Below are 18,433 nucleotides of genomic sequence, written 5' to 3'. Positions count from 1 at the left end.
GTCGAGGTCCTCAAGCGTGCGACGGCTTTCCTTGCTCAGGAGACCCGGTGAACGTGCACCCGTCCATCGAGGCGGAGAAAATCGCAGGTCACAGTGTCATACGAGCCCTGACCTGCTGCCACTCCTCCCTCCTGGACTGCCCCACCTTCCGTGCGGGACTGCGTGACCTCCTTCCGGAGGGCTGAGCTACTTCGGGACCGTCCAGAGCTGTCCCTTGCCCGTGTTGGCGGTGTAGAGCTGGATGACCGTGCCCTTGGCCGAGGAGCCGTTGGCGGCGTCCAGGACCTTGCCGGAGGCTACGTGCGCGATCTGGCCCTTGGCGTTGACGGACCACTTCTGGGCGCCGGTGCCGTTGCAGTCGTAGAGCTGGATCTTGTTGCCGTTGGCGGTCTCGTTGCCTGCGTTGTCCCGGCACTTGCCGAACGCGCGGAAGGTGCCGTCGGCGCCGAGCACCCAGGATTGTGCGGCGCTGCCGTTGCAGGTCCAGAGCTGGAGTGCGGTGCCGTTGGCGGACTTGCCGTTCTTGGCGTCCAGGCACATTCCGCCCACGCCACCGACGGGGCCCTGCGGGGGCGGCTTCAGGCCCGTGTTGGCCGCGAACGCGCGCATGCCCTGGGCGTCGAACTGCTGCACGTACGTCCCGGCACGCTTGTCCGTGTACGCGGTCACGACGGAGCACATCACCGGGGACTGCCCGGCGTCGGTGCCCGTGACGCAGTCGCCGCGCGTCGCACTGCGGTCGGCGTGTGCGAAGCCGAAGGTGTGGCCGAGTTCGTGGGCGATGTGGTTGCGCAGGCCCGCCTCGGTCATGTCGGCCGTGGCCTTGCCGTCGGCGGTGAAGAACTCGTCGTTGATGTAGGCGTGGCCGCTGGTGGCGGTGTCGGGCAGGGAGGAGCTGACATAACCGCAGCTCCAGCCCGGTGTGCCGCTGCCGTCCCGGACGATCTTCCACGGCTCGTTGCTGCCAGCGGGGGGCAGCTTGCAGGGGCGGTGCAGGAGGGCGAGGACGACCTCGCCCGCGGGGCGGACGTAGTCCCAGCCGACCGGCTCGGTGTCGACCTTCACCGGGAGGTTGGTGATCCGCTGGAGGTCAGCGGCCGACGCCTTCACGTAACCGCCCAGCCAGTCCGCGGACTTCTGGTCGTAGAACTTGATCGTGTAGCCGGTCGCCACCCACTTGCTGGGCCCACCCGACTTCCACCCCTCGCCCGAGGGCGGCTGCGGGGCGGGATCTGCCGGTGCGGTGTTCCTGGACTTCGGCGTCCGCTCCGCGGCCAGGGGGGCCGTCGAGCGTCATGACACCGTCCACGAAGACGTTGCCGTCGCTCTTTGAGGACCCGTGGTCCCCCTCGTGGAACGCGGGGACGGGCGAGGGCGCCTCTAACGTGGCCGTCGCTGCTGCTGTGACCTCCGCGCCGTACGCGCTGGCCTGCAGCTGGACCCCGCCCACGACCAGGGCCGCGGCGCACGCCGCGACACCGACGGATATTCGGCGCTTCCCTTCGTGCCACATGGTTCTGATTCCCCCTCATGTTGCTTGTGCAGCCGCCGTCTTGGCTCCCGAGTGGACCCGGCGGCATGGATGCATCCTGATGATAGGCAGATCATTCCGGCCGGGCGCCGGAGCGCCGGAGCCTCAGGGGCGGCCGGCCTGGGCGGGTCGCCCGCGGGCGAGCTGCTCTGGGCGGGGTGCGGATCCCGCCAGCCGCACCAGATCGATGCCCGTACCGCACGGAAGACCCCCGGGTCCTCGTCGCGGTTCGGTGCGCCGACTGTGCTTCCCCCGATAGCCAGGGAGGTTCGGAGGGCGCTGTGGAAGAAGTCACACATCGCCCTCTTCTGTGGTGTCGTGACGCAGCGCCAGGTGATCATGGAGCGGGGTTCGTGCGACGGGGGAGGGCTCGGTAGACGCACGAGGGGGGCCTTCATCGGGGTACGCCTCCGCGCCGTAACGGCCGGCCCGTCACGACCGGCCCGTACGACCGAAGAAGGAAGGCTCCCATGACTGTGAGGCCCAGGTTGCTCCCGGCGGTCGCTGCTCCGGTGCTGGCCACCGCTCTGCTGTCATCGCTCGCCCCGCCTTCTACCGCGGCTCCGGCTAACCCGGCTGCGGCCGCGCCACAGGCGCTCTACGGTGAGCTGGCGAAGAACGGGACGTTCACCCTCGGGACCGCCGACTGGTGGTCCAGCGGCGCCACCCTGACTGCCGCGGGCGGGTCGGCGGTCGCGACCGTCAACGGGGGTACTGGCAAGCTGTGGGACGCGATGATCGGGCAGGACGACGTCCGTCTCCGTCCCGGAGTGGCCTACACCTTGTCCTTCGACGCCAAGGCCTCTGTGCCGGCGAAGATGCGTACGACCGCCCAGCTCGGAGCGGCGCCCCACACGGCCCCGCTGGACCGGACCGTCGATCTGACGACCGTCTCCCAGCGCTTCACCATGCCGTTCACCTCCAGCATTGACACGACGACCGGAGCGATCACGTTCCAGTTCGGCGGCCAGCCGGTCACGACGGACATCGTCATCGACAACGTCTCGCTGACCACCTCCACCGCCCGCGAGGGCTTCTACGTTGACCCCGCGAACAACGCCGCGACCTGGGTCAAGAGCAACCCGGGTGACGCCCGGGCCGCCAAGATCAAGGCGGCCATCGCGGACCGGAACACCGTGAAGTGGTTCGGGGACTGGGACGCCGACGGCAATGCGGCCACCGGCATTCAGACGGAGGTGTCCGACTACGTCGGTGCCGCCGCGGCACAGGGTCGGGTGCCGGTCCTGGTCGCTTACAACATCCCCGGACGGGACTGCGGCGGTCCCTCTTCGGGCGGCGCCGGCTCTCCCGACCTGTACAAGGCGTGGGCCGACAAGTTCGCCCGGGGCATCGCGGGCCGTCCGGCGATCGTCGTGCTGGAGCCGGACGCGGTGGCCCAGTCCTCGGACGACGCCTGCATGAAGGGCACGGCCGAACAGCGCTTCGACATGCTGTGGTATGCCACCCAGCACCTCCAGCAGCAGGGTACGTTCGTGCAGACCTACCTCGATGCGGGCAACGCGACCTGGACCCTCGGTCCGGACCTCAGCGGCAACCAGGGCATCGGCCTCAAGAAGATGGCCTACCTGCTCAACCGCTCCGGGGCTTCCCTGGCCCGCGGCGTCTCGGTCAACGTGTCCAACTTCGACGACACCGCCGTCGCCGACGACTACGCGAAGCGACTGGGGGCCCAGCTCAGGACGGACTTCGGCCTCACCACCCGATGGGTGGTGGACACGTCCCGTAACGGCAACGGCGGCCACGTCGTCCCCGGCTCCCCCGGCAGCGGCCACGTCGGCTTCTGCAACCCGGCCCGGCGCAAGCTCGGCGCGACGTCGCGGGCCGGCAGCGCGGGCGGCGCGGAGTACCAGCTCTGGCTCAAGAGCCCCGGCGACTCCGACGGCAACTCCTCGCAGTGCCCGGCAGGGTCCCCGCCGGCTGGCGTGTTCTCCCCGCAGCTGGCCGAAGCGCTGATCGACGGCCGCTGAGCGAGTCCCGCTCCCCCGCGCTCGGCCTGTCCGGCGGACCGGTCCGCCTCCCGGTACAGGTGGACCGCTCCGCCGTCCACGAGGCAGACGGCGCTGCCTCCGGACCGGTTAACACGTTGACCAGGCTGCGCAGCGGGACCTCCACCACTCCCCCGGCCGCCCGGCCGTAGTCGACCTCCGCCGCGCCCACGGGGGTCACCCAGCCGAGGCGTACTACGTGGTCGAAATCGGCGCGGCGGACGCCGAGGCGTACGGCGGCCTGGTCCGGGCCGAGGGGGACGTGGTGGTCCAGGAGCCCCCGCAGGCGCACGACATGCGCGCCCTGGACCCACAGGTCCGTCAGTCCGGGCAGGTGATGATAATGAAGTCCGGCGAGAATCGAGCGGCGAGGGCACCGGCCCCCGGCCCGCCGCCCTCCCCGAGCCCAAGGACGGCGGTCCGGGCCCCCGGACCGCCGCCGAACGACTCCCCGGCGCCCAGGCTGCCGCCGAGCCGCCCGCCCGAACCGGCGCCCGCCGGACCCTCGGCACAGGCCGACACCCACACTGACGACTGACCGGCCGCGGGGCGCCGACTCGTGTGCACACGAGCACCCGTGCACGCGGCCCGCGCGTGATACCCCGCGCGCGTGCCGGCGCGCTGCGCCCAGCCCCCTCGTGGTCGCCTTGTCCTGCTGCTGCCAGAACCCGGCGACCTGGATGCCCTGCATTCTTCGCAAGATCACCTGTGCCCGTTCAGGGGGCGCGGCACGATCGGGTCAGTGCCCATCCAGGCTTCGGCCGAATCCGGCAAGGGCCGTACCCGCCGACGCACCCCTCCCCACGCGGCCCTCTGGTCATCACCACCGGTCCTCTCCGTCCCGGGCAGCACGGGACTGCGCCGGACAGCCCCGCCCGCCCCCACGCGGGGCCGGGGTTATGCGGCCGTGTCTTCGGATCAAGCCGGCTCACGGCGTCCAAGCCCACCCGTGCCAATGCAGGAGCCGCCTCGGTCCGAACGCGCTAGAGCCTGTCCGGCGGCGCGAAGCTGCGGCTTCAGCCGGGCACACCCCGCGTTCGTCAAGTCTGCCGCCCCATGGCCATGCCGACGAGCCGACGTTGAACCAGTCACATGATCGGCCGGGCAGGACCCGGCGGCTCGTCGGCCGGACAGGACGATCTAGGGTGTGCTCGTGAAGCCCTTCCCACCGCCGCAGATACCGGCAATCGAACTTCGGCCCAGCCGTCGCTGGTATGCCACAGCAGGCGCGATCGCCGTCGTGCTCATCGTGATGGGCGTGGCCATCGGTGCTTTCCGGTTCAACAACGCGATCGACGCGGTGGACACCAACCATCAGTTTGCCAACGGCGACATCGTCACCCTTCGGCTCGAGCCGGGGAGTGAGAAGACCATGTGGATCAGGGACGAGGAATTCGGCCCGTCCGCCGCCCCGAAGTGCAGCATCACCGGGCCGGGCCACCCCGGTCTCACCGATCCGGGAGTCGACGTGTTCCTCACCGGTGACGAGACCTGGAATCCGCTCTACACCATCGACGTGCCACGAGCAGGCGACTATCAGGTCACCTGTTCGTCCCACGCATCCTCCAAGTACGCCATCGGGGACTCCGGAGGCTTTTTCGCGCTTGCGGGCTGGCTGGTACTGGCCATCGCTCTCCCCATCCTCGGAATCACCATCTGCGCCGTCATCGTCCTCATCACCGCCTTCCGCCGCAGCCGCCGTCGCAAGCAGCTGCTCGCCGAACGCCAAGGCTCCGGTGGGGGCAACCCCGCGCACGCCAGTCCGGGCCCCGGTGCCGGCCCACAGTGAATGCCGCCTTGCGCTCCGAAGGAGCTGGACCCACCGCGTAGAACACGACTCACGTCTGCCGTGACGTGGTCAAAGATCCGCCGGACAGGCCCAGCAACAGGGGTCGCTAGGGGCTATCCGATGGGTCGTGTGAGCTGATCAGGGCCGTGGCCTAGTGTTCGCTGAACGAAGGGGGGGCTCATGTCACGCGATACAGCCGAAGCAGAGGCAGGGATGAAGGGGATCACGTTTCCCGCCTGGCACGGAAAGCACTACGTGACCCTGGCTGAGCTACTGGTTCGCCTCGGCAGCCTCGGCCTGAACCTGACGTGGCGCGTCGAATTCGACGAGATCGTCGATCCTCGCTGTGCCGAGATGGAGAGTAGGTCCGCGGACGCCGGCATGGACACGTTGACACTGTTGTCGTTGACGACCCCCTTCCTCCAGTTGATCGACGCCGAAGCACGTGGGTTCGCCGGGGACAAGCTGGTACTCGTCCTGACCGAATGCGGCAGCTCCTCGTGGGATGTCAGGGCTGTCGACGAGCGCGTACTCAGCGAACTTCGCCGCCACTACCCGGGTGCCAAGGACCTCTGAACGGGCGCTTCACTGCGGACGGAGCCATAGGCGGATCGCGGCTACGGTGACCGTCCCGTAGAAGACGTACGCCCGCTTGTCGAAGCGCGTGGCGATGGCTCGGAAGTTCTTGAGCCGGTTGATGGTCCGCTCGACTTCGTTGCGGCGCCGGTAGATCGTCTTGTCGAACCCTGTGGGCCGGCCGCCTTGGCCGCCGCGGCGCCGGCGGTTGGCCCGCTGGTCTCTCGGCTCGGGGATCGTGTGCTTGATCTGACGTCTGCGCAGGTGACGCCGGTTGCGGCGTGACGAGTACGCCTTCCCGACGTGGTCGGGCCGGGTGCGCGGTCGTCCACCAGCCTGCCGGGGCACGCGGATCTCTTCCAAGACGGGAAGCATCTGCGGTGCGTCCCCCCACTGGCCAGGCGTGATGACAAACCCGAGCGGGCGGCACCCACCTTCCCCGGCGAGGTGGATCTTGCTTGTGAGTCCGCCTCGCGAGCGTCCCAGGGCCTCATCGGAGCGGTGACGCGCCGGGCTCCTGCGCCGACCGGGATCTTCGGGGCACGAGTGGAGGCGCCAGCCGCGTGCTGATGAGCGCGGCAGGTCATGGAATCGACGCTGACCATGCTCCGCCCCGCCCGCGATTCGTCGGCAAGTGCGGCTCCAGCCATCCGAAAGATCTCCCCGCCCCATGTCCCACGGAACGAGTTCCCAGCAGGAGCGTCACACGACCCATCGGACACGGCCTAGCGGTCGCGAGCCTGTGGGGCGCAGGGAGCGACCGTCGGCGTGAGGCTTGGTGTCGGGGTGGGGCTCGGCGTGGGGCTCGGCGTGGGGGTAGGGCTGGGGGTCGGGCTCGGTGAGAGAAGGGAGCCCGTCCACGGGGTGAAGGTCGGTTGTGGCCACCCTTGTGGCGCCCGGAAGTTGATGATGATGGCCGCCGGCTGGCGGGCAAATACTGCCTGCTGCACGGCTCCGTCGCCTGCGCGGCCGGCGCGGGGGATGCGCCGGCCGTCGGCCTGGCTCTGACCCGGCGGACAGGCGCCAGGCGTCCCGGTGAGGGAGTCGCCGGCCAGGATCGCGGCCAGCGCCAGAGCGGCCACCGCACTCGCCGCGCCCAGAGGACGTATCGCGGGGCGCAGGGTACGGCCCTGCCGCCACCAACGCGGTCCGCCGTGGCCTGTGGCGTTTGAGGGGTCTTCAGGGCCTGCTCCGTCGGCGATCGACGGTCTGTTGTGGTCGGTTGTCCGGCGGGCGTGGTGCAGGAGTTGATCGGCTTCGTGCCGGGCTCGGGCGCGTACGCGGGCGGCTTCTGCCTCCGCGCTGGTGCGGATCAGTTCGGCGTCGGTGCGGGCATACTCGCGGAGAGTTTCAGCTTCCAGGTGCCCGGTTGGCCGCGCGGCGCCCACTGCGGTCCGCGCGACGGCGCCGAGGTCCTCCGCGCCGCGTCGCTGACGGCGGAGGACCCCGACAGAGCGGGGTGGGGGCCTTGTGGGGCTGTCGGGCCGTCCGGCATGATCGCGGGCATGATGACCAACCGAAAGGCCCATGCCGCGTAGACGGCCCGGCGCGCTTCGCGCCGAAGATCCGGTCCCGCCTGTCTGGAGCCCCTGGACCTGTCGCATTCCCGGATTGTCCGAGCGCACCTGCGCCGAGATCCAGCGCGCAGAGCGGGAACACGGTGACTCCTGGGCCGGGCTCTGGGACGGCTTGTGGGAGGGGGCGGTGGAAGCCGCGCTCAGGCACTACCGGGCGTTCCTGCGACAGCCCGGCCGATACCTGGACCTGTGCTTCCCGGCCTCTCCCCATCCGGGGTCCGCGCTTGTCGACGTGGCGAAAGCCCGGGACATCCTGCAAGAGGCGTTGTGTTCGCTTCCGCAGCCGTCCCGCGCCGAACTCGGGCGGGTGGTGGCGCAACTGGACGCGGAGCTTCGCCGCCGGACCCTGCCCGACCCGCACGCCTGCCGGCGCCTGCGGTGGCCTGGCGCATGGTGGCACCGACGCCTCTACGACGGTGAGTTCCGATGGTGAGGCGCGCGTCCGCACCGGCGCACGGCAGAGTTCCGGCTGAGCCGGGCGGGCCATCTCCAACAGCAGGTCGCCGATCTCGCCGCGCAGCTCAGTGAACGCGACGAGGACCTGGCGGCCGCTCGGGCCACCAACCGCGAGTTGTGTGAACCAGCTCAACAGCAATCCATACCGCCCCCGCTGATTTCCCCTGCCTGGCCCCGCGTACGGGTGCGGGGTGGGCTGCTGCTGCCATTGGATCGCTCCGGGAAGTCAGGCGGGTTCGTGGCCCAGATCCGCGGCGCGCCGGTAGTACTCGTACAGGCCCTCGAAGACGGGGTTGGCGATGGCCATGGTGTGGGTGTCGTTGCCGGTCATGGACAGGCCGCGCAGGACGACGTCGAGGCCGGGGGCTTCGGGGGGCGTGGAAACGTTCGTCGTCGATGTCGGCTTCGTGGACCTCCTCATCACCCTCGCCATCCTCGCCGTACTCCGCAGCGCGGCCCGCGAGGTCTACCGGCGGCTCATGGCTCCGTCGATCCCGCCCTCGTCGACCAAGCCGAACACGCCCTTCGCGGCGTGGCCGGCGTACGCGACCTCGGACAGGTGCGGATGCGGTGGATCGGCCACGCCCTGCGCGCCGAGGCCGACATCGTCGTCGACCCCCAGCTGACCGTCGTCCAGGCCCACGAACTCGCCGTCGCCGCCGAACACGCCCTGATCCACGCGGTACCCCGGCTGACCGCCGCCACCGTCCACACCGACCACACCGACGACGCCGACCAGCACGCGGTGCTCACACATCACGGCGTCCGCTGACCTACTCAGACCCCTGGACGGACCGGCCCGGCAACCCATAACAGTCGCCGGGCCGCCGTGGACCGAGGTCACCTCACCGCCTCGCCCGGCGGCGGTGGGGCCGCGCCGACTTCGGCCGCGGGGCGCCGGTGTTCGCCGGACGGAAGGAACGCGACACGGTCACGAACCACGAGAGCGGGATGGGAAAGACCCTTCCACCGGGCGGGGCCCAGCGGAGGATTGATTCCAGCGCATGCGACCTCGAGCTGCTCCTCAGGAGCGCCGGTCACGCATTTTGCCGACTGATTCCAGGGTGTGTACGGCTGCGGTCTTGAGCTGGGGCCGCTCTCGCACGAAGCGGCGGATAGCACGCGACGGTTCGCGGCTGAGCCGGTGGAGAACCGCGCCGGGCCCGGGCCGCAGGAGGGCGCCTTCGTGCACCATGAGTTCTCGTGTTTTGAGGGAATCCTTGTAGGCGGCATCCCCCCTGCCGAGGTCGAGCATTTCGATGCCGGCGGCAGCGGCAGCCTCGATCATCCGGAGATGGAGAACGAGACCGGGGGAGAACTTCGCGAAGTTCCGGTCGTACGCGGGGAACCAGCACGAAAGGACGGTGCGTGAGCGCAGTCCGAAGTGCGCGGCGACAGGCCTGTCACCTGCGTAAAGCACCGACAGCACGCCCGAACAGGCTGGTGCGGTGGTGCCCGCGAGCATGCGCACCAGGTTGGTGATCCAGGTCTGAGCGAACCGGTCTCGCCGGCCTGTTCGGCGGTACTGGGCCGACTTCCACGCCATCAGCGTCCGCAAAGCCGCCGGGCTTCGTTCGTCGAACACGAACTTCAGCGGGCCGACGTGCCGAGCCAGACGGCGATCCTGCGCCAGCGTCGATTTGAGGAACTTGCGGGACCGTGTTCGAAGCAGCATTTCGTACTGGCCGTAGCCGCCGCTGAGGTCGACGACGGGCGAGGCGAATCGCCCGGTTGCGAAGGGAAGGAACAACTCCTGACCGCTTTCGAGATGGTTGAACTCCCAGACGGCCAGGGCACTGGCCCGCAGCAGCTCGCGCGGATCCACGTGCAGGTCGGATCGCAGAACAGCGCCTTGGCAGTCGGAGACGCCCAGGCCGATTGCGCGACCACGACCCCATCGGCCACGCTCAAAGGGGAAGAAGCCAGCGGGCTCGCCGTCCTGGCGTACCACCGCAACCCTGGCACCCGGCCGGACACGGCCGACCGCCTGGCAGAACTGTGAGCTCATAAAGGGATTGGCCACGGGCGCCGTCCTCACCCGCACCTCGTCCCACAGGTCTACGTCGGTCGGGCTCAGGTCGTCAGGGTGAATCACGTTGATGCGTTGGGTGGTCACTTCGGCTCCTGCTGCTCGGACTACTCACGGGGCCGTGACCGATCGCCACCCGAGTAGTGGCTTCCGGTCAGGCCGAGAACAACCGGCGCACAGGCATGGCCCCTGCTCCTCGTTCGACAGGGAAGCGGAGCCTGGATGCGTGGGCGCCTACGGCCGCACTCACGGCTGCCGAAGTCTCAGCAGCCATGAGCGACGGCACCGAGGGGGGCCCCGGCGCACCACCGAATCGGCCAGGAGAGTTTCGTGAGCGCGTGCACCCCTCTGGCAGCTCCGAACAACGAACGCCCGCCGGTCCTGCACGTCTGCTGAGGTGATCCAGGGGGCGAACAACACGCGCAGGCATACGGCCACCGAACCCAACGTCTCATGCACCGTGCTCACAAGCCCCGAGCAGGAGCTGTCCGCAGCGTGCAGTGCCCAGCCGACGGCCAGAGTCAGGGCGAGGTAAGACATGCCCCACAAGCCGTCGCGAGAAGAGGCCAGCCCAGACGCAGGATCATCGCCGAATTGAGCAAACCACCAGCAGGTAGCCGCTTGAGCAACGGCCATGGCGCCCAGGCCGGTGCTCAGCGAGCCCGGCCTTCCGGCTCCAGGCAAGGCCGCGGCGAACAGTCCCAGTACGGCAGTCAGACATGCGTTTGCCGACGCAGTGCCGCCAAAGATCAGGTGGTGCCCTACGGCTGCCAGCACTGTCGCCACGACGGCAAAGGAGGCAGCCCGCGTCGCTCCTCTTCCGCACGCCGAAGCGAGAGGAGAAAAGAGAGGTGAGGAGAACAGGAACGAGCAATGCGTCATCAGCACTCATACTCGGCGAGCGGCTACGTGCCGCGCCGGGGAATGAGACGGCCGACGTACCCGAACATGCGCTCTGTGCCGCGCCCGAAAGGGTCCCCAGATGCAGGCAGTGGAACGGGAACCGGGAACGCCGTGGTGCGTTCACTGGTCGTGCTTCCTCCTGAAGTACGGGGCAGTCTGTTGCTGAAGTTCCCCCTGCGGCCTGGACAGCCTGATACTGGGACGGACGGTCCCGGAGGAAGCAGTTCCAGGTAGAGCAAGAAGAGCAACACGAGCAAGCGGTACACGCCCGAGTCAAGCGCGACGCGGTGGCCCTGGTGTACTCGTCGGGCAGGACGGTCACCGAGGTGGCCCGGGACATCGGCGTGAGCCCCGAGGGGCTGCGAAACTGGGTCAACCAGGACAAGACCGACTGCGGGCAGGGGCCGGCGGGCGCGCTGACCACGGCCGAGCGCGAGGAGCTGGTGCGACTGCGCCGCAAGGTCCGCGAGATGGAACAGACGATCGAGGTGCTGGGAAAAGCGACCGCCTTCTTCGCGAACCACAAGACGAAGTAGAGGGGAGTAGTCCCCAGGGCTATTCGTCGTCCTCGTCCTCGGGTTCGGATTCTCTTACGAACCAGAGGTCGAGGGTGTACTGCTCAGCCGTGGAGCACTGTTTCCAGGCTGCTCCGATCTGTTCCGCGTCCCATTGCTTATCGACAGCGCGCTGGAGGCATGTGTCGTAGTAGGCGGCCGTGGCGTCTCGTCCGCTCCATGCCGCGTGCCCGTCGTAGACGCCGGGTCGGGGCAGGTCCGTCATGCCCGCCGGCCCGAAGGTGAGCTGGTTGACGACGAGTTGGCCCGTCTCTGATTCCAGGGAGACAGGGACCGTGCCCTCAGCGTCTTCCGGGGGCTTCTGGGGGGTGTCCCAGATCCTGATGGTGACCTGTACTTCGATGTCGGGTTGAAGGCTGTGCAGGTATTGATCAGAAACTCATGGGGTTCTCGTCCATGACGTAGCGGACGTGTGGGCCGCCGAAGTAACCGCGGACGATGTGCGGCTGGCGCTGGCGTCGGCGGAAGAAGCGGCGGGTCTCGGCGGCGAGTTCGGCCTGATTCCGGGCTCGGTGCTGCCGGGGCAGGCTGTGCTTGAGGTCGGCGTTGACGAGTTCGTCGGGGTTCAGCTCGGGCGAGTACGGCGGCAGGAAGTGCAGCTCGACGTCGTCGGAGTGGGCGGCGAGCCAGTCGCGGACCCTCTTGGACCGGTGGGCGGAGTGCCCGTCGACGACGAGGTGGACCTTGTGGTCGAAGTGGCTGGCGAGCCGGTCGAGGAAGCGGCACATCACCTCGGCGGTGAAGCTCTCGGTGAAGACCATGAAGTGTATCCGGCCCTTGGTGCTGATCGCCGACATCGCGTTCACCGAGAACCGGTTCCCGCTCCGCCGCACCACAGGCGTCCTGCCCTTCTCTCCCCAGGTGCGGCCGGTGACCTGGTCGGATCGGATACCGACCTGGTCGGCGAACAGGACCTCGCCTCCGTCGGCCTTCGCCTGCGCGCGGATCGCCGGCCAGGTCTCCTCGTGCCAGCGCCGGACAGCTTCGGGGTCCTGCTCGACGGCCCGTTTGTCCGGGCGCTGGAAGGACAGCCCCCACCGCTTCAGGTACTTGCCCACCCCCACCTCGATCAGCCGCACCCGGTACAGCTTCGCGATCAGGTCACCGATCAGCCGCCGCGTCCACAGCTGCCCGCTCAGCCCCACGTCACAGGGCCGGTGATCGAGGACCGCCTGCCGCACCGCACCCTGCTCGGCCTCCCCGAGCACCTGGTGCACCCCGACCGGCTTACCGCGCGGGCGCATGACCAGCGCCTCCCGGCCGCCGGCCTGCCACTTCGCCCACCAGATGTCGACCGCCTTCAGCGACACCCCGAACACCGCCGCCACGTCCTCACGGCCCCGCCCCGCCACCAACGCGGCCACCGCCCGCAGCCGCAGGGCCTCCTGCGCCGACGGCGACAGATGCCGCGCGTCCCCCACCAGATCACTCACACCCCTCCAACGACCCAGAACCCAAACCGTTTCTGATCAATAGATGGAGAGTCCGAAAACCATCTGCCGAAGCTAGCCGATGCTCGGTGACCCGGTACAGGAAGAGTTCGCGGCGACGCCACCGGAGCCTGTGGCCTCGGTGCTGACGCAGCCCCGACCTCGTGATCACGATCGGGCACGACGACAAGGCTGGCGCACCGACGCATTGCTCGCTGACCACCCCTGACGACCACCGTCGTCCGTCAAGGGCTACCGGCCGAACTCCAGACCTTGCCCGGCTCACGCACCTGCGGGCTCGGGGTGCTGCGCCGGTGCGGCTGACCACCGCACCAATCTCACATGGCAGTGTTCATTCGAACTTAACTGTGTTAGAAAGTGGGTATGGGAGTAGCGAATCGTTTGGATCTAACGTTGCGGCTGGTGCAGGGCGCGGGCCGGGTTTCCGTCGCGGAGCTGGCGCAACGTCTGGGCGTCTCGGAGATGACGGTGCGGCGCGATCTGGACGAACTGGAGCGTCAGGGGCTGGTGAAACGGGTGCGTGGCGGTGCGGTTGCCACCCGCTCGCGCGAGGAGGAGGCCGGGTTCGCCGCACGGGAGGGGTGGCAGGCGGCGACGAAGGATCGTCTGGGGCGCTCGGTGGCGGAGCTGGTGGAGCCGGGCTCCACGGTGCTGCTCGACGCGGGTACGACGACCGTGCATGTCGCTGAACACCTGGTCGCCCGGGCGCCGTTGACGGTGGCGGTGCTCAGTCTGCAGGCCGCGGTGCGGCTTGCGGACCGGCCGGGTATCCGGCTACTGGTGATCGGTGGCCAGTCCCGTCCGGGTGAGTGGTCTCTGGTCGGTCCGCTCGCACTGCGCGCCCTGACGGCGATGGCGTTCGACGTGTTCGTGATGTCGATCGGGGGTGTGCAGGCCCAGCACGGGTGGTCGGAGTTCTCCCTTGACGACGCCGCCGTGAAACAGGCCGGACTCGCCCAGGCTTCGCGGACGATCGCGGTGGCCGATGCCACCAAGCTCGGCGTGCGCGCCTTCAGCCAGGTCGCCGCCGCAGGCGCGGTGGACACCTTCGTCACCGATACCGCCGCCGATGACGCCGCCACTCACCCCAAGGGGCCCGAGACGCTGTCGGCCCTGCGCGACGCGGGCGTCGACATCGTCCTGGCCTGACGCCCCCCCGCTCCCCCGTCCTGGCCCCCTCGGCCCGGGACCCCGACTGTGTACGGAGTGATGTTGTGCCTGCTTCCCCGCATCCGCTGATGATCCTGGTCGCCGGCCCCTACCGGTCGGGCACCGGGGACGATCCCGTCAAACTCGCCGCGCATGCGCGGGCGATGAACGAAACCGCCCTCGACCTCTTCCGTGCCGGACACCTGCCCGTGACCGGTGAGGCCCTGGCCCTGCCCCTGCTGGAGGTCGCAGGCAGCGCCCGCCCGGGAGACGGCCCCTTCAAGGAGATCTTCCACCCCGTTGCCGAGCGGCTGCTGGAGCGCTGTGACGGGGTGCTGCGGATCGGCGGCCCCTCGGCGGGGGCGGACATGATGGTGGAGCAGGCCCGCGCCGCGGGCAAGGACGTCTACACGGCCCTCACCGAGATCCCGGTGGCACGATGACCGCGGGCATCGACACTCCCGACCGCCGGGGCCGCACCGGCCTGGACCGCCAAGGCCGCGACCCGAGCGGGAACCCGCGGGTGCGGGTGCGCGAGGTCGAAGTGCTGTCCTGCGACTGGTACGTGCTGCGCAAGACGACCTTCGACTTCCAGCACGCCGATGGCCACTGGAGTCGCCAGCAGCGCGAGACCTACGACCGGGGCGACGGCGCCACGCTCCTGCTCTACGACCCCGACCGCCGCACCGTACTGCTGACCCGGCAGTTCCGCTTTCCCGCCTACGCCAACGGTCACCGGGACGGAATGCTGGTGGAAGCCGCGGCTGGCCTGCTGGACGGCGACAGCCCGATCGAGGCAGTGCGCCGGGAGGCGCAGGAGGAGACCGGACGGGTCATCGGCGAAGCCAGCCATGTCTTCGACGTCTACATGAGCCCCGGCTCGGTCACTGAACGGCTGCACTTCTTCGCCGCCCCCTACGGCCCGGCCAGTTCCGCCACCCGCGGCGGTGGGATCGCCGCGGAAGGCGAGGAGATCACCGTCGTCGAACTGCCGTTCACCGAAGCGCTCGCGATGATCCGCGACGGGTCGATTGTCGACGCGAAAACCATCATGCTGCTGCAGTGGGCCGCCCTGGAGGGCCCGTTCCGGCCGGCGCCCGCGCACCAGGAACCCACAAGAGTGCGCAGTGAACCAGCGCGAAGCCCAGCCCGTACAACCGGGGAGCCGCAGGCGCGGGCGAGGCTCCTGCACGACGCGTATGTGGCAAAGATCAATGCCGCGGTCGCCTCCGGCCAGGAGCACCTGGTCACCGAACTTGCCGCCACCTACGAACGTGAGTCCGGAGAACAGCCCGGAACAGCGTACTGAGCTCAGTCGGGGGAACCCGGCAGCCTTCGCCCCGGACCACCCACGCGATCTGCTCGATCTCCCTGCACGTCCGCGGGAAGGCATGCCGGACCGGCCGTGGCCCCAACCAGTCCCGGCCCCCTGCGAGGGCTTACGCATGATCCCCTCAGGGCCCGGCCAGGGTGGCTGCCGTCCTGGCCGGGCCCTGGCTTGCGGGAGTGTTACAGCTCGTCGCCTTCGACGTCTCCCTCGTTCACATGGTCTTCCTCGCGGCGGCGCTTGGTCTCCTCGTCCAGGTGGTGGGAGGACTTTTCCGGCTGCTGGGGGCGCCCCGCCAGGTTCTGGCCTGCCCGATTGTGTTCCGCCGCCTCGTCGGGTCCGTTGCCCGACTGAGAGCCCGGCTGCCTGCACACCTGAGTGCCACGCCCGGCGAGAGCTCACATGCCGAGAGCTCCCGCCCCTGCCCACTCCACCACGCCCCGTCCACGGCCACAGGAAGGAACACAGACACATGGCCACGCTGCCCGCGATCCGCGGCTGGTGCGGGCTCTTGGGCGGCAGCAGCCGCAGCGTCCAGGACGGCCAGAGCATGCCGGGCGTCTTGGCCGCTCGCGCGGTGATGTCGGCCTCGCTCAGATGGGGTACGGCGGGTTCGGCGGTGGCTGTGCCGTAGCGCAGGCGCGCCTTGAGGGTGAGCTGTGGGTCGGACGCCGCCAGGACGCGCTTGACTACGCGGGGGCCTGCGGACTTCCAGTTGGGCAGATAGCGGGTCGGGTGCTCGCGCAGTTCGCCGTCCTCCTGTTCGGATGATAGGCACATCCATGCGAAAACTTCCTCCCTGAGCAGATGGTCGGGGTCGGTGGCCATGGCAGCCAGGGTGGTACCGATGGCGACGTTTCGCGTGTCATGGATCTCCCACGACGCTTCCTCGGTACCAAGGGTCCGGCCGCAGGCGTCGATGATGTCCCCGAGCGATGGCAAGGATGCCCCGGGGCGGGTGCGGATGCCGCGCAGAGCCCGTCGTCCCAGATGGGACAGCTCGCCGGCCCGCCTCGCGCCGTCAGGTGTGGTGGTCTGCGATGACGCGGGCTTTCACGTCCGCCTGGGCGCGTAGGACCGGTCCGTCCGCGTCGAACTTCACCGCGACGGCCTCGCTCAGGGGGAAGCCGCACCGCACCCGTGGCCGGTACGGCCGGTCAGGGCCCGGCAGGCTTCCGGCCGGGGCAGCATGCGGTGGTTGCCGCCGCTGGCCACCGGCGGATGCTTGCCGCACACCGGGCAGCGTTCGAGCAGCAGGAGCAGGTGACGTGGGCACGCGAAGGTCCAGCCCAGTCGCCAGCGCAACTGCCACCGTCCCCGGCTCTGCGCCAGGCAGGCGGGGCAGTAGCGCGAGGTAGTGCCGTAGAACCGCCAATGGGCATGGCCGTCAGACGGCGGGTCTGGGGGGCGATCCGCACGAGGGAGCCGTCGAACCGCTCCAGGGTCATCGACCTCAGCTGGCCGGCTGTGATGCCGGTGCCGCCCCCGCAACCTGCTCGACGGGGACTTCACCACCGCCTGGATCGCGGGCGGCAATCCAGGGAGGACCAGTGCAGGTAACGCACCACCCCCGTACGACTGCTGCCCTAATCGAACATGCCGGGCCCGGCTATCGGCCGCTGACGACGGTGGTGTTGCTCGCGCTGCGCTCAGACGGGCGGGTGGCGCTGGTCCGCCAGGCCCGACACCCCGACCGGGGTCCAGCAAGCCCGACGGCAGCTACCAGCCCTGTGGGCCCTGCTCTGGTCCCGTCTGACGCCCCGTCACCGGATCGCGCAACGGCCCAACTGGCGAGGGCGGCGAGCGCAGCTTCCGGGCACGGAGCACCAGCTCCAGGGCGAAGCGCTGATCATGGTCGTCCAGCGCGTCGCCCCACAACTCCCTTAGCTGGCGCATCCGGTAACGAACCGTCTGGGGGTGGACGCCGACCCGCGCCGCCACCTCCGCCGCGCCACCCCGGGTCTGGAGCCAGGCCAGCAGGGTGTCCGCAAGCCGCTCCGCCTGGCCCGGCCTGCAGGCGGCGAGTGGGGCGAGGCAGCCGGCAGCCAGGTCGTCAATCAGTTCGGCGGGAGGCAGCAGGAGCAGCGCCGTGGTGTGCTCGGTGCAGTCGAGCACACCACGGGACGGCAGGGCCCCGGCCTGGATGAGCCCGACCGCAGTCTGCGCCCAGTGCAGCGACCGCGCCGCCTGGGCCAGCGGTACGGTCGGCCCCAGCGCGCCGATCCAGCCCGGGAGCGCCTGGCGCAGCGCGTCAGCCCGGCCGGCTTGGGTGGAGCCTGGGACGACCAGCCGGGGCTGCTCGCTCTCCCAGTCGAGCAGGATGCCGGTGCCGAGGGCTGGTGGCAGGAGCACGTTCTCGTTGCGGTTGAGGACAGCGATCGCGACCGTTTCCGGGAGCCGCCAGCCGATGTTGGCGGCGTACTGGGCCGTCGCCTCAAGGTCGGCGGGCTGGTCTGCGAGCAGCAGCCCGACCAGGCGGCACTGGCGGCGGAGCCGTTCGCCGGCGGCCAGGGACTCGTTGCCGAGCTGCTCCCGGGTCGCCTCACCGACCAGGGCTTCGATGTAGTCGAAGCCGGCCTCGGCCAGCTCGTACATCGCGGCGGGCGGTATCCCCACTCCGTCCGCGATCTCGGTGAGCCGGCGCCAGGACACCCGGGCTCCGAAGCGGTAGACCGCGCGCATGAAGTCGAGCGCCGGCCCGGGCAGGGTCTCGCACCGGTCGAGGGAGGCGGCGACCTCGCGGAAGCGTACGGCGCCGTCCCCCGCGATCTTCGGGCCGCCGGCCGCCCGGACACTCTCGACGAAGGGGCCTAGGGCCAGCCTGATTCGGGTGAGGACCCCCGAGACGCCGTGGTCGTCGAAGATCTCCACGACTTGCGGGAACTGGGCGTGGATCTGCTGCATCACCTCGAGCGAGAGCGTGGGGATCTCGCTGGAGGCAAGGCGGATGAACCGCTCGGTGTCGGCGGCGCTGACGGTGCTCCATACGGAGGCCGACCGCAGGGCGGCGGCCGGAGCGGGATCGGTTCGTACGCTCATGCGGGCAGCCTCCCTGGGAGTGCTC

The 18,433-nt window shown here is 69.7% G+C and carries 16 protein-coding genes and 4 pseudogenes; 12 read left to right on the top strand and 8 right to left on the bottom strand.

The window, feature by feature from the left end; genetic code table 11:
- Positions 1–47 precede the first annotated feature (47 nt).
- Positions 48–185, top strand: a complete 138-nt coding sequence (locus ACFWTC_RS20805) for a hypothetical protein (protein ID WP_383932334.1) — start codon at positions 48–50, stop codon at positions 183–185.
- A 1-nt stretch (position 186) separates the two neighbouring features.
- Here ACFWTC_RS20805 and ACFWTC_RS20800 read toward each other — a convergent pair whose 3' ends face one another.
- Positions 187–1,173: a ricin-type beta-trefoil lectin domain protein gene (locus ACFWTC_RS20800; protein WP_384074345.1), complete on the bottom strand. Its 987-nt coding sequence runs from the start codon at positions 1,171–1,173 to the stop codon at positions 187–189.
- A gap of 828 nt (positions 1,174–2,001) precedes the next feature.
- Here ACFWTC_RS20800 and ACFWTC_RS20795 point away from each other — a divergent pair.
- The 4 genes from ACFWTC_RS20795 (at position 2,002) to ACFWTC_RS20780 (ending at position 5,902) form a co-directional block, all read left to right on the top strand.
- Positions 2,002–3,519 (top strand): glycoside hydrolase family 6 protein, encoded by a 1,518-nt coding sequence (locus tag ACFWTC_RS20795; RefSeq protein WP_384074343.1) that lies wholly within the window; start codon positions 2,002–2,004, stop codon positions 3,517–3,519.
- 217 nt (positions 3,520–3,736) lie between these two features.
- Entirely contained in the window at positions 3,737–4,075 is a 339-nt protein-coding gene (locus ACFWTC_RS20790; RefSeq protein WP_383932328.1) for a hypothetical protein, read from the top strand.
- A 609-nt stretch (positions 4,076–4,684) separates the two neighbouring features.
- Positions 4,685–5,326 (top strand): hypothetical protein, encoded by a 642-nt coding sequence (locus tag ACFWTC_RS20785; RefSeq protein ID WP_384074340.1) that lies wholly within the window; start codon positions 4,685–4,687, stop codon positions 5,324–5,326.
- Positions 5,327–5,506: 180 nt separating this feature from the next.
- Positions 5,507–5,902 carry a hypothetical protein gene (locus ACFWTC_RS20780; RefSeq protein WP_384074338.1) on the top strand — a complete coding sequence of 132 codons (396 nt, stop codon included), beginning with the start codon at positions 5,507–5,509 and terminating at the stop codon, positions 5,900–5,902.
- Positions 5,903–5,911: 9 nt separating this feature from the next.
- On the opposite strand, the pseudogene ACFWTC_RS20775 reads toward ACFWTC_RS20780, so the two are convergent.
- Positions 5,912–6,534: pseudogene (locus tag ACFWTC_RS20775) on the bottom strand (IS5 family transposase); the annotation flags it as partial.
- A 603-nt stretch (positions 6,535–7,137) separates the two neighbouring features.
- On the opposite strand from ACFWTC_RS20775, the gene ACFWTC_RS20770 reads away from it, so the two are divergent.
- Complete coding sequence (locus ACFWTC_RS20770) at positions 7,138–7,440, top strand: hypothetical protein (protein WP_384074335.1); 303 nt, start codon at positions 7,138–7,140, stop codon at positions 7,438–7,440.
- A 73-nt stretch (positions 7,441–7,513) separates the two neighbouring features.
- Entirely contained in the window at positions 7,514–7,912 is a 399-nt protein-coding gene (locus ACFWTC_RS20765; protein WP_383924806.1) for a hypothetical protein, read from the top strand.
- A gap of 249 nt (positions 7,913–8,161) precedes the next feature.
- On the opposite strand, the gene ACFWTC_RS20760 is transcribed toward ACFWTC_RS20765, so the two are convergent.
- Positions 8,162–8,356 (bottom strand): hypothetical protein, encoded by a 195-nt coding sequence (locus ACFWTC_RS20760; RefSeq protein WP_384074332.1) that lies wholly within the window; start codon positions 8,354–8,356, stop codon positions 8,162–8,164.
- Between ACFWTC_RS20760 and ACFWTC_RS20755 the strand changes: the two are divergent.
- Positions 8,343–8,707 (top strand): annotated as a pseudogene (locus ACFWTC_RS20755) (cation transporter dimerization domain-containing protein); the annotation flags it as partial. The gene ACFWTC_RS20760 and the pseudogene ACFWTC_RS20755 overlap by 14 nt on opposite strands.
- 252 nt (positions 8,708–8,959) lie before the next feature.
- Here the strand turns inward: ACFWTC_RS20755 and ACFWTC_RS20750 are convergent.
- Positions 8,960–10,051: a GNAT family N-acetyltransferase gene (locus ACFWTC_RS20750; RefSeq protein WP_384074329.1), complete on the bottom strand. Its 1,092-nt coding sequence runs from the start codon at positions 10,049–10,051 to the stop codon at positions 8,960–8,962.
- Positions 10,052–11,148: 1,097 nt separating this feature from the next.
- On the opposite strand from ACFWTC_RS20750, the pseudogene ACFWTC_RS20745 reads away from it, so the two are divergent.
- A pseudogene (locus tag ACFWTC_RS20745) lies at positions 11,149–11,403 on the top strand (transposase); the annotation flags it as partial.
- A gap of 410 nt (positions 11,404–11,813) precedes the next feature.
- Here ACFWTC_RS20745 and ACFWTC_RS20740 read toward each other — a convergent pair.
- Positions 11,814–12,815 (bottom strand): IS630 family transposase, encoded by a 1,002-nt coding sequence (locus tag ACFWTC_RS20740; protein ID WP_384074367.1) that lies wholly within the window; start codon positions 12,813–12,815, stop codon positions 11,814–11,816.
- A gap of 441 nt (positions 12,816–13,256) precedes the next feature.
- On the opposite strand from ACFWTC_RS20740, the gene ACFWTC_RS20735 reads away from it, so the two are divergent.
- The 3 genes and pseudogenes from ACFWTC_RS20735 to ACFWTC_RS20725 all read left to right on the top strand — a co-directional run.
- Complete coding sequence (locus tag ACFWTC_RS20735) at positions 13,257–14,042, top strand: DeoR/GlpR family DNA-binding transcription regulator (protein ID WP_383924824.1); 786 nt, start codon at positions 13,257–13,259, stop codon at positions 14,040–14,042.
- A gap of 65 nt (positions 14,043–14,107) precedes the next feature.
- A complete protein-coding gene (locus ACFWTC_RS20730) occupies positions 14,108–14,485 on the top strand; it encodes a DUF4406 domain-containing protein (RefSeq protein WP_384074327.1) in 378 nt (125 codons plus the stop codon).
- Positions 14,482–15,129: pseudogene (locus tag ACFWTC_RS20725) on the top strand (NUDIX domain-containing protein); the annotation flags it as partial. The gene ACFWTC_RS20730 and the pseudogene ACFWTC_RS20725, both read left to right, overlap by 4 nt.
- Positions 15,130–15,551: 422 nt before the next feature.
- Here the strand turns inward: ACFWTC_RS20725 and ACFWTC_RS20720 are convergent.
- The 3 genes from ACFWTC_RS20720 to ACFWTC_RS20710 all read right to left on the bottom strand — a co-directional run bounded on the left by ACFWTC_RS20720 (position 15,552) and on the right by ACFWTC_RS20710 (position 18,408).
- Positions 15,552–15,743 (bottom strand): hypothetical protein, encoded by a 192-nt coding sequence (locus tag ACFWTC_RS20720; RefSeq protein WP_383924830.1) that lies wholly within the window; start codon positions 15,741–15,743, stop codon positions 15,552–15,554.
- 742 nt (positions 15,744–16,485) lie between these two features.
- Complete coding sequence (locus tag ACFWTC_RS20715) at positions 16,486–16,881, bottom strand: TniQ family protein (protein WP_384074364.1); 396 nt, start codon at positions 16,879–16,881, stop codon at positions 16,486–16,488.
- Between the two features lie 207 nt (positions 16,882–17,088).
- A complete protein-coding gene (locus tag ACFWTC_RS20710) occupies positions 17,089–18,408 on the bottom strand; it encodes a helix-turn-helix domain-containing protein (protein WP_383924835.1) in 1,320 nt (439 codons plus the stop codon).
- Between the last annotated feature and the right edge of the window lie 25 nt (positions 18,409–18,433).

It is taken from the genome of Streptomyces sp. NPDC058619, from assembly GCF_042717785.1.
Lineage (GTDB): Bacteria > Actinomycetota > Actinomycetes > Streptomycetales > Streptomycetaceae > Streptomyces.
This window is presented reverse-complemented; position numbering and strand designations above follow the sequence as displayed.

What these genes read in the sequence shown, in the direction of transcription:
- ACFWTC_RS20780 (WP_384074338.1), top strand. Translation starts at nt 5,507, where the DNA reads ATGTCACGCGATACAGCCGAAGCAGAGGCAGGGATGAAGGGGATCACG.
- ACFWTC_RS20735 (WP_383924824.1), top strand. Translation starts at nt 13,257, where the DNA reads ATGGGAGTAGCGAATCGTTTGGATCTAACGTTGCGGCTGGTGCAGGGC.
- ACFWTC_RS20795 (WP_384074343.1), top strand. Translation starts at nt 2,002, where the DNA reads ATGACTGTGAGGCCCAGGTTGCTCCCGGCGGTCGCTGCTCCGGTGCTG.
- ACFWTC_RS20710 (WP_383924835.1), bottom strand. Translation starts at nt 18,408, where the DNA reads ATGAGCGTACGAACCGATCCCGCTCCGGCCGCCGCCCTGCGGTCGGCC.
- ACFWTC_RS20760 (WP_384074332.1), bottom strand. Translation starts at nt 8,356, where the DNA reads ATGAGGAGGTCCACGAAGCCGACATCGACGACGAACGTTTCCACGCCC.